We start from the raw sequence: 12,674 nt of genomic DNA, 5'->3' as shown, positions 1-12,674 counted from the left end.
TCTTCCCCCGTGCCGAGGATAAGATTCCGACGGGCGAAATCGATCAGACTCTGCACGTGGTTTGCGACCGAAGACCGCGTCGCCTCTAGGTCATTGCTTTCGAACGCCTCGATGATTTCCAGATGCTCGGCCGAATCCGGCCGGAGCCGGTCCTTCAGCTGATCGTTTTCGAACAGCCGCGTCGTCGCCCGCAATTTGTGCAGGACCTTGGCCATGACGGCGTTGCCGCAGTAATCGATGACCATGTTGTGCAGATTGTCGTCGGAGAACCAGTGCTCGTCTGTATGATAGCTGCTCGCCTCGAGAAGCCCCTGGGTCTCGCGACGCACCGCGATCAGCCTTGCGCGCGGGATCGCCGGTACGGCCAGCACGGCGGCCTCCGGCTCGATCAGCAGGCGCAGCCTGAGGCTCTGGAGATATTCGCCGATATCGACACACCGAACCACGTAATTGCGGCCGTTGCCTTTCAGCACAAGCCCCTCGCCCTCCGGCCGCCGAAGCGCTTCACGAAGCGGCGTGCGCGAGATGCCGAGCGCCTCGGCAAGCTTCGCCTCGATGATGACGGAACCGCCGCGCAGCCGCCGGTGGCGGATCATGTCGAGCGTCAACTCGATCGACTTCAAGAGATAAGGCAGAGTCGGAAAACCAGAACAAGAAAGCTCGGCCTCGACTTTTGCGCCAGAATGTAACCAACCAACCCTGGAAAGAAAACCATGAATAAAATCATGATCTTGGGACGAGGTAATGGCGGACAGAGAGGGATTCGAACCCTCGATACGGTTGCCCGTATACACGCGTTCCAGGCGTGCGCCTTCGACCACTCGGCCACCTGTCCGTCTGGCACCCGCCTCGGCTGAACCGATGGGAGGGACCGGCGCGATATATACCGATGCCGTGGCGATGATCAACCCGATTCTGACAGATTTTTGAATTGTTTCCAAAGAGGCGCAAGGCATCGACGCAAAGTGCCGCAGGCATGGCGGCAGGGCTGAAGGGCGCCGGGCGCGGCGAGAAAGGGCAGGCTGCGACCGGTCTGTCGCAAAGGCCGTCTTGTTGCGGCGCGCTTCGTTTCTTATCTGAAGACCAAGATCCGTCGCCCGCCGGGCTTCGGTTGCTCTTATGGCGGGGAACCGGACGTTCGGTTTATCCGTTCCACCGGATCGGCGCAGAAAGCGCGTTTTCGCTGAGATGCCCTTTCGCTCCGTCCTTTTGTTGTTTGACGCATGTTCGCCAGGGCCGGGGAGTGCCGCCTGTCGGCGAGATGTTCCAGGGAGACCCTCATGTTTCTTTCCGCCTTCAACAGGGAAAAAACCGTCATGCCGACGCCCGAAACCGCGCTGGCCGGCCGGCCGGACCCCATCCCGACCGCAGAACGCCATTTCGTCAACGGCCGTCCGCTTTCACCGCCTTTTCCGGCAGGCCTGAAGGAAGTGCAGTTCGGCATGGGATGCTTCTGGGGGGCCGAGCGCCTCTTGTGGCAGACGCCGGGCGTCTACGTCACCGTGGCAGGCTATGCAGGCGGACTTACGCCAAACCCGACTTACGAGGAGACCTGCACCGGGCTGACCGGCCATGCCGAGGTTGTGCGCGTCATCTATGATCCCGCCGAAGTCAGCCTCGAGAACCTTCTCATGCTGTTCTTCGAAGCCCATGACCCGACACAGGGCATGCGCCAGGGCAATGATATCGGCACCACCTACCGCTCGGCCATCTATCTTGAAAATGCAGACGAGCTTGAGCTTGCCAGGTCCGTGCGCGACCGCTTCCAGCATGCACTGGAAGCGAATGGCCGCAATGACCGCATCACCACCGAAATTGCGGAAGCCGGGGCTTTCTACCCGGCGGAAGACTATCACCAGCAATATCTCGCCAAGAACCCGGCCGGCTATTGCGGCCTGAAGGGCACCGGCGTCTCCTGCCCGGTCGGCTGAGACGAACCGGCGAGAGAATGCCGATGCCAAGGGAGCGCCGCCGCGCTCCCTTTCGTTTTTTCGACAGCGCCTGCGCTTCTCTCCACCGTCATGCTCAGGCTGTCCCGGCCTTCTGGTCACGTCTCAACGCGACGAACGCCCCGGACGTAGAATATTTTAAATACAATACGTTACGAAACGCAGATGCTGCCTGTGCGGAATGTGCATGCCATTTTTGCCCAAGGGGTAAATTTTGTGATGAAATTTTGTCGAAGCCGTGCAACGATATGGTTCAATCCGGCCGGTGGCGGCCGGTCGTGTTTCAGGAGGGGGCAATCGCGCCTGCCGCCGAACAGGGTCCATGAGCACACTCACAGGGAACAGAGCTGCGTTATGAAAAAAACTATCCTGAGCCTTATCGCCCTTGCCGCGATGTCAACGACCGCGCTGGCGGATTTCAAGCCCGCGCTTGTCTACGGCACGGGCGGCAAATTCGACAAATCCTTCAACGAGTCGGCCTATAACGGCGCCGAAAAGTTCAAGGCCGACACCGGCGTCGAATATCGCGACTTCGAACCGACCGGCGACGCCCAGGGCGAGCAGGCGATCCTCAACTTCGCCTCCATGGGCTTCAACCCCGTCGTCGCCCTTTCCTTTGCCTGGAAATCCGCCGTCGAGAAGATCGCCCCGCAGTTCCCCGACACCGAGTTCTACATCGTGGATGACGTGATCGATGCGCCGAACGTCCAGTCCGTGGTCTTCAAGGAAGAACAGGGGTCCTATCTCGTCGGCCTTCTGGCGGCGATGAAATCGGAAACCGGCGCGGTCGGCTTCGTCGGCGGCATGGATATTCCGCTGATCCACAAATTCGGCTGCGGCTACGCCCAGGGCGCCAAGGCCGCAAACGGCGACGTCACCATCCTGCGCAATTTCGTCGGCACCACCGGCGCCGCCTGGAACGACCCGGTCACGGCCGGCGAACTGACCAAGAACCAGATGGACCAGGGCGCCGACGTGATCTATGCGGCGGCCGGCGCCTCCGGCCTCGGCGTGCTGCAGGCTGCGGCCGATGCCGAGGAATATTCGATCGGCGTCGACAGCAACCAGAATTACGTCCATCCGGGCTCCGTCCTGACCTCGATGGTCAAGCGCGTCGACAACGCCGTCTATGACGCCTTCAAGGCCAGCCAGGACGGCAACTTCGAGGCCGGCATCAACTCGCTCGGCGTTGCCGACAACGGCGTCGGCTGGGCCTATGACGAGTACAACAAGCCGCTGATCACCGAAGAGATGCTCGCCGCCGTCGAAAAGGCGAAGGAAGGCATCGTTTCGGGCGAGATCGAGGTGCATGACTACTCGGTCGACAACACCTGCCCCTACTGATCCCTTGCAGCGTCGCACGGGCGCAACGCGTTTGCGTCCGTGCGGATGAAGGTCCTTTGTTGCCTGCCCTGGGCAGAGCCTCCTCCGGCGCCATGAATGGCGCGCGATCCTCGTTTGGGAGTTGAAAAGCTTTTGAGCACACCGCCCGCAATCGAACTTATCGGTATAGACAAGAGCTTCGGGCCCGTTCACGCCAACAAGAATATCAATCTGAAGGTCGAAAAGGGCTCCATCCACGGCATTATCGGTGAAAACGGGGCCGGAAAATCGACCCTGATGTCGATCCTCTACGGTTTCTACCAGGCCGATCGCGGCGAGGTTCGCGTTAACGGCAAGCCGCTTGAAATCGCCGATAGCGACGACGCCATTGCCGCCGGCATCGGCATGGTCCATCAGCATTTCATGCTGGTGGAGGACTTTACCGTGCTGGAGAATGTCATGCTCGGCGCCGAGGGCGGCTCGCTCCTCAACCAGGGCGAAAGCAAGGCGCGCAAGGAACTGAAGCGGCTGGAAAGCGAGTACGGCCTCGAGGTCGATCCCGACGCGGTCATCGAACAGCTTCCCGTGGGCCTGCAGCAGCGCGTCGAAATCCTCAAGGCCATGTTCCGCGGGGCGGAGATCCTGATCCTCGACGAACCGACCGGCGTGTTGACGCCGGCGGAAGCCGACCACCTGTTCCGCATTCTCGGCATGCTCCGCGACCAGGGCCATACGATCATCCTCATCACCCACAAGCTGCGCGAGATCATGGCGATCACCGACGAGGTTTCCGTCATGCGCCGCGGCGAGATGGTCGCCACCCGCAAGACCGCCGAGACGACGGTGGAGGAACTGGCCGAACTCATGGTCGGCCGCCGCGTGCTGCTGCGCGTGGAAAAGGGCGAGCCGAACCCGGGCGAGGTCGCCCTTTCGGTGCGCAATCTGACCGTCCACGACAATCGCGGCGTGCCGATGGTCAAGAACGTCTCCTTCGATGTGCGCGCCGGCGAGATCGTCGGCATTGCCGGCGTGGCCGGAAACGGCCAGTCGGAGCTTCTGGAAGCGCTTTCCGGAATCCGCAAGCCGCATTCCGGCGAGATCTACGTGCACGGCAAGAAGATCGTCCATGCCAATCCCGCCACATACCGGAGGATCGGCGTCGCCCATATCCCCGAAGACCGGCACCATATGGGCCTGATCCTGCCGTTCGAGGAACGCGAGAACAGCATTCTCGGCTATCACCAGCTTGAGAAATACGGTCGCGGCGGCGTGCTGAACCGCCAGGCAATCCTCGATGACGCGCGCGAGAAGATCGAGAAATACGATATCCGCCCGCCGAATCCGCTTCTGAAGACCGCCAACTTCTCCGGCGGCAACCAGCAGAAGATCGTGGTCGCCCGGGAGATCGAACGCGATCCCGACATCCTGCTTGTCGGCCAGCCGACGCGCGGCGTGGATATCGGCGCGATCGAATTCATTCACCGGCGCATCATCGACATGCGCGACAGCGGCAAGGCCGTGCTTCTGGTCTCCGTCGAACTCGACGAGATCCGCGCCCTTGCCGACCGCATCCTGGTAATGTTCGCGGGCGAAAATGTCGGCGAAGCAAAGCCGGATGCAGGCGAACAGCAACTCGGCCTGATGATGGCCGGCATAGCGTCTTGAGGTCGAAATGAGCGCTGCCAACACGCCCCTGCCCGGCTGGGTCACTTTCGTCCTGATGCCGCTCTTGAACCTCGTCACCGCCCTCGTCATTTCCGGACTGGTGATCTGGCTGATCGGACAGAACCCCTTCGAGGCACTGGGTTACCTCCTCAACGGCGCGCTCGGCAACGGCATGGGCGTCGGCTTCACGCTCTATTATGCGACCAACTTCATCTTCACCGGGCTTTCCGTGGCGATGGCCTATCATGCCGGTCTCTTCAATATCGGCTCGGAAGGCCAGGCCTATGTCGGCGGGCTCGGCTGCGCGCTGGTCGCGCTGGCGCTCGACCAGTATGTGCCGTGGTATGTAACGATGCCGTTCGCCATTCTGGGCGCCGGCATATTCGGCGCCGCATGGGCCTTCATCCCCGCATGGCTGCAGGCCAGGCGCGGCAGCCATATCGTCATCACAACGATCATGTTCAATTTCATCGGCGCAGCGCTGATGGTCTATCTTCTGGTGCATGTGCTGAAGCCCGCGGGCGCCATGTCGCCGGAAACACGCGGCTTTGGCCCCGGCGGCCAGCTGCCGGATCTCGACTGGCTGATGGCGATGTTCGGTTCCAGGCTCGGCCCCGCGCCGCTCAACGTTTCCTTCATCATCAGCCTCGTCATGTGCGCTGCCGTCTGGTTCCTGATCTGGCGCACCAAGTTCGGCTATTCCGTGCGCGCGCTCGGCATGAGCAAGTCGGCGGCCACCTATGCCGGCATTCCCTATGCCCGCACGGTGATCGTCACCATGCTCCTTTCGGGCGGCCTTGCGGGCATGATGGCGCTCAATGTGGTGATGGGGTCCGCCGACCGGCTGCAGGTGGAATTCGTGGGCGGCGCCGGCTTCGTCGGCATCGCCGTTTCGCTGATGGGTCGCAACCATCCGCTCGGCATCCTACTGGCGGCCGTCCTGTTCGGCATTCTCTATCAGGGCGGCGCGCAGCTTTCCTTCATGATGCCGCAGATCACCCGCGACATGATCGTGATGATCCAGGGTCTCGTCATCCTGTTTGCGGGAGCGCTCGAGTTTCTCTACCGCCCGGCCCTTGTCCGGGTTTTCGCCCGACGACAGATGTTAGCGGAGGCCTGAGCCATGCACACGGTTGATATCATTGTCGGCATGCTCGGCTCCACCATCAGGCTTTCCATTCCGCTGATCTTCACGGCCCTTGCCGGCCTGTTCTCGGAACGCTCGGGGATTTTCGACATCGGCCTCGAGGGCAAGATGCTGGCATCCGCCTTCGCCTCCGCCGTGGTCGCCTATTATACCGGCTCGCCCTGGCTCGGGCTTCTGGGCGGCATCCTCGTCTCCATCCTCTTCAGCCTCGTTCACGGTTATGCGTCGATCACCGCGCGCGGCAACCAGATCGTCTCCGGCGTGGCGCTCAATTTCGTCGCCGCCGGTCTGACCGTCGTGCTCGGCAATGCCTGGTTCCGCCAGGGCGGACGCACGCCGCAGCTTGCGAACACCGCGCGGTTTACCGAGATCGAGTTTCCCGGCGCGGAGGCGGCAAGAGAGATGGGCTTTCTCGGCAAGTTCTATGCCGATGTGATCTCGGGCCAGAACGTCCTTGTCTACCTCGCCTTCATCACCGTGCCGATCGTCTGGTGGGTGATCTACAAGACCCGTTTCGGCCTGAGGTTGCGGGCCGTCGGCGAAAACCCGGGCGCGGTCGACACCGCGGGCATCTCGGTGGTCTGGCTGCGCTACCGCGCCGTCATCATCGCCGGCTTCCTCTGCGGCTTTTCCGGAACATATCTCGCGATCGCCCAGTCGGCCTCCTTCATCAACAACATGTCGGCCGGCAAGGGCTATATTGCGCTGGCGGCGCTGATCTTCGCCAAGTGGAAACCGGTCCCCGTCATGTTCGCCTGCCTGTTGTTCGGCTTCCTCGGCGCGTTTTCGAACTTCATGCAGGGCAAGTCCATGCCGCTGATCGGTGAGGTTCCGGTCCAGTTCTACCAGGCCCTGCCCTATATCCTCACCTGCGTGCTTCTGGCCGGCTTCATCGGCACCGCGCGTCCACCAAAAGCCGGCGGCATTCCCTACACCAAGGAGCGGTGAGACGATGGCAACGGCTGAAAAGCTTTTCGAGAAGGCCCGTGCGGCCAGCGCCAGGGCCTACGCGCCGTATTCGAAATTTCCGGTGGGTGCCGCCCTTCTGACGGATGACGGCCAGGTCTTTGCCGGCGCGAATGTCGAGAACCTGGCCTTTCCCGAGGGCATCTGCGCCGAAGGCGTGGCCATCGGCCACATGGTGATGGGCGGCGCGCTGAAGATAAGGGCGGCAGCCGTCTACGCCCCCCGTCTTGCGCTCTGCCCGCCCTGCGGCGGCTGCCGGCAGAAGCTCGCCGAGTTTTCCGATCCCGACACCAAAATCTATCTCTGCGATGACGGCGGCGTACGCCAAACGGTGACGATGGCCGAATTGCTGCCGCACGCCTTTGCCACCGGTGAAATCGGATGAGCGACGCCGCCCTCCTGCTGCGCGAGGCGCTTGGCGACCTTGAGCCCCGCATCGCAATGGTTCTTGGCTCCGGCCTTGGCGGCCTGACCGATGACTTGTCGGCGAAACAGTCTTTTGCCTTTTCCGAACTGCCCGGCTTTCCCGTCGGCGGCGTCAGCGGCCACGAGGGGTCCGTCGTCATCGGCAAGCTCGCCGGCAAGCCAGTCATCGTGCTGTCGGGCCGGGTGCATTACTATGAACAGGGCGACGCGGCAGCCATGCGCGTTCCGCTCGAGACGCTCGCCGCGCTGGGCATCAAGGAACTGCTGCTGACGAATGCTGCCGGGTCCCTGCGCCAGGACATGCCGCCGGGCTCGGTCATGCTGATCACCGACCATATCAACTATTCCGGCATGAACCCGCTGATCGGCGAGAGATCCGACCGCCGCTTCACCGGCATGAGCCAGGCATATGACCTCGGTCTGGCGGAAGCGATGCGCCGGGTGGCCCGCGATCTGGATATTGAGCTTGCCGAAGGCGTCTATATGTGGTTTTCAGGTCCGAGTTTCGAAACACCGGCGGAAATCCGCATGGCCCGGACACTGGGCGCCGACGCTGTCGGCATGTCCACTGTCCCCGAGGTCATTTTAGCGCGCTTTCTGGGTCTGAAGGTCGCTGCGGCTTCCGTCATCACGAATTTCGGCGCCGGCATGAGCCAGGGGGAACTCGGCCATGAGGAAACCAAGGAAATGGCGCCGATCGGCGGCCGCAAGCTGGCCGCCATTGTCAAACGCCTGATTGGCGAGGGGTAAGGCCATGAAACACCATACAGAGCAGGAAGCCGCTTCGGTTTCGCTTTCGCTCCTGGACCTGACGAACCTTTCCGACGATTGCACCGAGAAGGATATCGAGGCGCTGATCGCGCGCGCCTACACGCCCTACGGCACGCCGGCGGCGATCTGCATCTGGCCGCGCTTCGTGAGCCTCGCCCGGCAGATGCTCGGGACCGACCACATGATCAAGATCGCCACCGTGGTCAATTTCCCCTCGGGCGACATGTCGCTCGGCGCCGTGGAGGAAGAGACCGAACAGGCAATCCGCGACGGCGCGGACGAGATCGACCTCGTCATCCCCTACAACAAGCTGAAGACCGGCAATGAATGGGCGGCGAGCGAAATGGTTCGCGCCATCCGCTTTCTCTGCCGCGAACCGGTTACCCTCAAGGTGATCCTCGAGACCGGCGAACTGGCCGATGCAGCGCTCATCCGCAAGGCGGCCACGATCGCCATTGCCGAGGGCGCGGACTTCATCAAGACCTCGACCGGCAAGGTCAAGGTCAACGCCACACTGGAAGCCGCAGATATCATGCTCGGCGTCATCCGCGAAGCCGGTCGCAAGGTTGGCTTCAAGCCGGCGGGCGGCATCTCCTCGGTGCGCGATGCGCAGCTTTACCTGAGCCTTGCCGAAACGGTGATGGGCGAAGGCTGGGTGATGCCGACAACCTTCCGCTTCGGCGCTTCCGGACTTCTGGACGACATCCAGGGCGTGCTCGCGGGCAAGCAGTCGACTGTCACCGGCAGCGGTTACTAGGGCAGCCGATGCTGGCGCCGGAGACGATCCGCAGAAAACGCGACGGCTTCGCGCTTTCGGCCGCAGAAATTAGGGATTTCGTCCGCGCGCTGTCAGACGAGACGCTTTCCGAAGCGCAGGCCGCAGCCTTCGCCATGGCTGTCTATTTCCAGGGTATGGACGAGGCGGAAACCATCGCACTGACCCTTGCCATGCGCGACAGCGGCGCGGTTCTTTCCTGGCCGGGCATCGATCGTCCGCTGGCCGACAAGCATTCGACCGGCGGGATCGGCGACAATGTCTCGCTGATGCTGGCGCCGATCGCGGCGGCAACCGGCCTTGCCGTGCCGATGATTTCCGGCCGCGGGCTCGGGCCCACAGGCGGCACGCTCGACAAGCTGGAGTCCATTCCCGGCTATGATGTCAGCCCCGACGAGGCAAGCCTGCGCCGCTCGATTGCCGAGGCCGGCTGCGCCATTGTCGGCCAGACCGGCGCGCTGGCACCCGCCGACAAACGGCTTTACGCGATCCGCGACGTCACGGCGACGGTGGAATCCATGCCGCTGATCGTTTCCTCGATCCTGTCGAAGAAGCTTGCCGCCGGGCTCCGGTCGCTGGTGCTCGACGTCAAGGTCGGCAATGGCGCCTTCATGCGGAATACCGCCGATGCCGTCGCTCTCGCGCAGCTGCTGGTCAAGGTTGCAAACGGCGCTGGCCTTGCCACGACGGCGCTGGTCACCGACATGAACGAGCCGCTGGCTGACGCCGTCGGCAATGCGGTCGAAATCGAAAACGCGCTTGCCTTCCTGAAGGGTGAAAAGGCGGGCACAAGGCTCGGGAGAGTTGTCCTGGAACTTGCCGCCGAGATGATATGCGGCGCGGGCCTTGCCGAAACGCACGCGGATGCCAAGGCCCTTGCGGACGCGACATTGGCAAGCGGCGAGGCGGTGGAATGCTTCGGACGCATGGTTGCGGCATTGGGCGGACCGGCTGATTTCGTCGAGAAATCCGTGGCCTATCTGCCGAAGGCTCCCCTCATCCGCCCCGTCGCCGCGCCGCGGTCCGGCTACCTGGCCGCAGCGGACGCAAGGGCGCTGGGCATCGGCGTGGTCACGCTTGGCGGCGGACGCATCAGGTCCGACACGCGCATCGACCATCGCGTTGGCTTTTCCGGGCTCCTGCCGCTCGGCACGTTTGTCGAGGCAGGCGCGCCGCTCGGCCTCGTCCACGCGGTAACTGCCGGCGCATGCGAGGCCGCGATGCAGACGCTGCGCGACGCCTATGCGATCGAGGATGAAGCGCCTGCCGACCGACCGCTCGTCATCGAGCGGATCAGGGAGGCCTGAGCGCGATCAGTGGAGCGTGATTTCGCCCGAAACCTGACGCCATTCATTGGGACCGATCAGCCGCTTGTGGGCATAGCGAACCGAGTGCAGCGGGCCGTCGAGATTTTGCTTCCAGAAATCGAGAAATTTGTGCATTTGCGGAAAATCCGGCGCGAGATCGTAATCCTGCCAGAGATAGGTCTGCAGGAGATTGTCGAAATCCGGGAGACGATAGAGAATATGGGCCGTGGTCAGCCCGTAGCCGGCAAGCTGCATTTCAAGTTCGGAAGCAAATCGCATGTTCCACCTCATTGTCGTTGACAATTGCAAAGGCTGACGTATTTTCGCGAAGGCTTCAATCCGAAAATTTAATTTTTAGATATTTTTCAATGACTTGTCAGCAGTCAACATGGAGTGCTGGCAAGCCTTTTGTCGTTCAGTCCCACTCCGGCGCCCATTCCGGGTCGATCAGTCTCAGGCCTTTGTCGAGAACTCTCAAACGTTCGATCTCGTCCTGCGATAGCGCGATCTCGGCGGCCGCCAGATTCGACTTCACCCGTTCCGGCTTGCTGGAAGTCGGGATGACCACATGGCCCTCCGCCATCAGGAATGCGAGCGCGATCTCGCCTTCGGAAACGCCGTGGGCCGCGCCGATCGTCTTCAGCACCGGGTCGCCGGCAATCTTGCCCTGCGCCAGCGGCGAATAGGCGGTAAAGGCAATGCCGTTCCTGTCGCAATAATCGGCGACCAGCCGGTTCTGGTGAAAGACATGGCATTCGACCTGATTGGCTGCGATCTTGCGATCGCCGAGCAGCCCGGCAGCCTTGTCCATCAGCGCGCGGGTGAAATTGGACACGCCGATCCGTTTGGCAAGGCCGGCGTCATGCGCGTCGGCCAGCCGGCCGATATAGTCCTCGAATGCCGGCCCGCCCGCGCGACCAGGCCAATGCAACAGCAGAAGATCGATTTCCATGCCGCCGAGCTTTTCAAGGCTTTCCTCGACGCTTCTTCGAAAAGCATCCTCGCCGTAATTGTCGATCCACACCTTGGTCGTTACGAAGATCTCATCCCGACCCACGCCGAAATCTGCCAGCGCGCGCCCCACCTCCGCTTCGTTGCCATAGGCCTGCGCCGTATCGATATGGCGATAGCCGGCCTCGAGCGCGGCGAGCACCGTCCTGTAGGCCTCGTCGCCACGCCTTTTCCAGGTCCCGAACCCGATCTGGGGGATACCGTTGATGGCTCTCATGCTTTCGTCTCCAGACTTCTTTGCCTCGCGGCGGCTCAGGGGCGTTTGGGCCCGCTGCCTGCGCCGGTCTTCTCGATCGCATCGGCGATCGCGTCGAGGTCATCATCATCAAGGTCTAGGCTGGCAGCGGCAATCCAGCCGTCGATCTGCTCGGGCTTGCGCGCGCCGACAATCGCGCCCGTCAGGCCCGGCCAGGCCAGAACCCAGGCAACGGCAACCGCTGCCTGGCTGACGCCGTGGCGCTCGGCCATCGGCTTCAGCGCCTCGGCCAGCGCCAGATTGGCCTTCAGCGCCGCACCGTTGAAATTGGAACTGCCGCGCCGCCAGTCATCATCAGGCAAGGATGCGGCGCGTTCTTCCGTGAAACGTCCCGTCAGAAGGCCGGCCTGCATCGGACTGTAGCAGATGACGCCGGTTTCGTTGGCGCGGGCCCAGGGCAGAAGCTCGGCCGCCGTATCGCGGCGAATGGCGGAAAAGGGCGGCTGCAGCGTGTCCACATGGCCGATCGACTCGGCTTCTTCAAGCTGGCTGATGTCGTGGTTGGAAAGGCCGATCGCCCGCACCTTGCCGGCCGCTTTCAGATCGCACATCGCACCCCAGTAGTCCGCAAGCGGCACGTCGTTCGACGGCCAGTGGATCTGCATCAGGTCGATGACCTCGACGCCGAGCCGTCTCAGAGAAGCTTCCGTCTGCGCTTTCAGGCTTTCCGGATCGCCGACCCGCTTCGGCGTCTCCATCGGATCGTCATCGTTCCAGACCATGCCGCATTTTGTGAAGATGAAGGGGCGCTCAGAGGATGCCATGCCGGCAATCGTCCTGCCGACGACTTCTTCCGAATGGCCAAGGCCGTAAACGGAGGCCGTGTCGATCCAGTTTATCCCGGCATCGACCGCCCTGCGAATGGCGGCGACGGAATCGCTGTCGTCCTGCGCGCCCCAGCCTGCCGCCCAGCCCCCGCCGCCGATCGCCCAGGCGCCGAAGCCTGTGCGCGTAATCGCCATATCGGTGGTGCCGAGTTGCCGTTTCGGCAGATCGTATGATGCATGTGTCATGAGAAACGCCCCCAAGGAAAACGCGCCCGTGCAACAGGCGCCCTCGCGTCCTCCCGACGGGACTG

The 12,674-nt window shown here is 62.6% G+C and carries 12 protein-coding genes, 1 tRNA gene and 1 pseudogene; 9 read left to right on the top strand and 5 right to left on the bottom strand.

Going from position 1 to position 12,674, the window contains the following annotated elements; all coding sequences use genetic code 11:
* Positions 1–20: 20 nt before the first annotated feature.
* Both AZF01_RS23370 and AZF01_RS02450 read right to left on the bottom strand, forming a co-directional pair.
* Positions 21–635: pseudogene (locus tag AZF01_RS23370) on the bottom strand (GntR family transcriptional regulator); the annotation flags it as partial.
* A 110-nt stretch (positions 636–745) separates the two neighbouring features.
* Positions 746–835: transfer RNA gene (locus AZF01_RS02450), tRNA-Ser, on the bottom strand.
* Positions 836–1,280: 445 nt separating this feature from the next.
* Between AZF01_RS02450 and msrA the strand changes: the two genes are divergently transcribed.
* From msrA to deoA, 9 genes are all read left to right on the top strand, one after another.
* Positions 1,281–1,931 (top strand): peptide-methionine (S)-S-oxide reductase MsrA, encoded by a 651-nt coding sequence (gene msrA, locus AZF01_RS02445; protein ID WP_024706051.1) that lies wholly within the window; start codon positions 1,281–1,283, stop codon positions 1,929–1,931.
* Positions 1,932–2,303: 372 nt separating this feature from the next.
* The gene (locus AZF01_RS02440) at positions 2,304–3,293 is read left to right on the top strand and encodes a BMP family protein (RefSeq protein WP_024706050.1); all 990 of its coding nucleotides are present in this window, start codon (positions 2,304–2,306) and stop codon (positions 3,291–3,293) included.
* A 132-nt stretch (positions 3,294–3,425) separates the two neighbouring features.
* On the top strand, positions 3,426–4,937 hold the full coding sequence (locus AZF01_RS02435; protein WP_024706049.1) for an ABC transporter ATP-binding protein: 1,512 nt from the start codon (positions 3,426–3,428) through the stop codon (positions 4,935–4,937).
* A 7-nt stretch (positions 4,938–4,944) separates the two neighbouring features.
* On the top strand, positions 4,945–6,057 hold the full coding sequence (locus tag AZF01_RS02430; protein WP_024706048.1) for an ABC transporter permease: 1,113 nt from the start codon (positions 4,945–4,947) through the stop codon (positions 6,055–6,057).
* Positions 6,058–6,060: 3 nt separating this feature from the next.
* Positions 6,061–7,032 (top strand): ABC transporter permease, encoded by a 972-nt coding sequence (locus AZF01_RS02425; RefSeq protein WP_024706047.1) that lies wholly within the window; start codon positions 6,061–6,063, stop codon positions 7,030–7,032.
* A gap of 4 nt (positions 7,033–7,036) precedes the next feature.
* A complete protein-coding gene (cdd, locus tag AZF01_RS02420; RefSeq protein WP_024706046.1) occupies positions 7,037–7,435 on the top strand; it encodes a cytidine deaminase in 399 nt (132 codons plus the stop codon).
* A complete protein-coding gene (locus AZF01_RS02415; RefSeq protein WP_024706045.1) occupies positions 7,432–8,226 on the top strand; it encodes a purine-nucleoside phosphorylase in 795 nt (264 codons plus the stop codon). Before cdd ends, AZF01_RS02415 begins: the two co-directional genes overlap by 4 nt.
* Before the next feature lie 4 nt (positions 8,227–8,230).
* Complete coding sequence (gene deoC, locus AZF01_RS02410) at positions 8,231–9,004, top strand: deoxyribose-phosphate aldolase (RefSeq protein WP_024706044.1); 774 nt, start codon at positions 8,231–8,233, stop codon at positions 9,002–9,004.
* An 8-nt stretch (positions 9,005–9,012) separates the two neighbouring features.
* The gene (gene deoA, locus AZF01_RS02405; protein ID WP_024706043.1) at positions 9,013–10,329 is read left to right on the top strand and encodes a thymidine phosphorylase; all 1,317 of its coding nucleotides are present in this window, start codon (positions 9,013–9,015) and stop codon (positions 10,327–10,329) included.
* A gap of 6 nt (positions 10,330–10,335) precedes the next feature.
* On the opposite strand, the gene AZF01_RS02400 is transcribed toward deoA, so the two are convergent.
* From AZF01_RS02400 to AZF01_RS02390, 3 genes are all read right to left on the bottom strand, one after another.
* Positions 10,336–10,608 carry an usg protein gene (locus tag AZF01_RS02400; protein WP_024706042.1) on the bottom strand — a complete coding sequence of 91 codons (273 nt, stop codon included), beginning with the start codon at positions 10,606–10,608 and terminating at the stop codon, positions 10,336–10,338.
* Between the two features lie 136 nt (positions 10,609–10,744).
* A complete protein-coding gene (locus AZF01_RS02395; RefSeq protein ID WP_036235394.1) occupies positions 10,745–11,557 on the bottom strand; it encodes an aldo/keto reductase in 813 nt (270 codons plus the stop codon).
* A gap of 35 nt (positions 11,558–11,592) precedes the next feature.
* Entirely contained in the window at positions 11,593–12,609 is a 1,017-nt protein-coding gene (locus AZF01_RS02390; protein ID WP_024706040.1) for an aldo/keto reductase, read from the bottom strand.
* Positions 12,610–12,674 lie beyond the last annotated feature (65 nt).

It is taken from the genome of Martelella sp. AD-3 (assembly GCF_001578105.1).
Classification (GTDB): domain Bacteria; phylum Pseudomonadota; class Alphaproteobacteria; order Rhizobiales; family Rhizobiaceae; genus Martelella.
The sequence above is the reverse complement of the archived record's forward strand: the minus strand, read 5'-3'. Positions and strand labels throughout refer to the sequence as shown.

Excerpts from the sequence above, each read along its gene's own strand:
- msrA (WP_024706051.1), top strand. The coding sequence starts at position 1,281 with ATGTTTCTTTCCGCCTTCAACAGGGAAAAAACCGTCATGCCGACGCCC.
- AZF01_RS02440 (WP_024706050.1), top strand. The coding sequence starts at position 2,304 with ATGAAAAAAACTATCCTGAGCCTTATCGCCCTTGCCGCGATGTCAACG.
- AZF01_RS02430 (WP_024706048.1), top strand. The coding sequence starts at position 4,945 with ATGAGCGCTGCCAACACGCCCCTGCCCGGCTGGGTCACTTTCGTCCTG.
- AZF01_RS02425 (WP_024706047.1), top strand. The coding sequence starts at position 6,061 with ATGCACACGGTTGATATCATTGTCGGCATGCTCGGCTCCACCATCAGG.
- cdd (WP_024706046.1), top strand. The coding sequence starts at position 7,037 with ATGGCAACGGCTGAAAAGCTTTTCGAGAAGGCCCGTGCGGCCAGCGCC.
- AZF01_RS02415 (WP_024706045.1), top strand. The coding sequence starts at position 7,432 with ATGAGCGACGCCGCCCTCCTGCTGCGCGAGGCGCTTGGCGACCTTGAG.
- deoC (WP_024706044.1), top strand. The coding sequence starts at position 8,231 with ATGAAACACCATACAGAGCAGGAAGCCGCTTCGGTTTCGCTTTCGCTC.
- deoA (WP_024706043.1), top strand. The coding sequence starts at position 9,013 with ATGCTGGCGCCGGAGACGATCCGCAGAAAACGCGACGGCTTCGCGCTT.
- AZF01_RS02400 (WP_024706042.1), bottom strand. The coding sequence starts at position 10,608 with ATGCGATTTGCTTCCGAACTTGAAATGCAGCTTGCCGGCTACGGGCTG.
- AZF01_RS02395 (WP_036235394.1), bottom strand. The coding sequence starts at position 11,557 with ATGAGAGCCATCAACGGTATCCCCCAGATCGGGTTCGGGACCTGGAAA.
- AZF01_RS02390 (WP_024706040.1), bottom strand. The coding sequence starts at position 12,609 with ATGACACATGCATCATACGATCTGCCGAAACGGCAACTCGGCACCACC.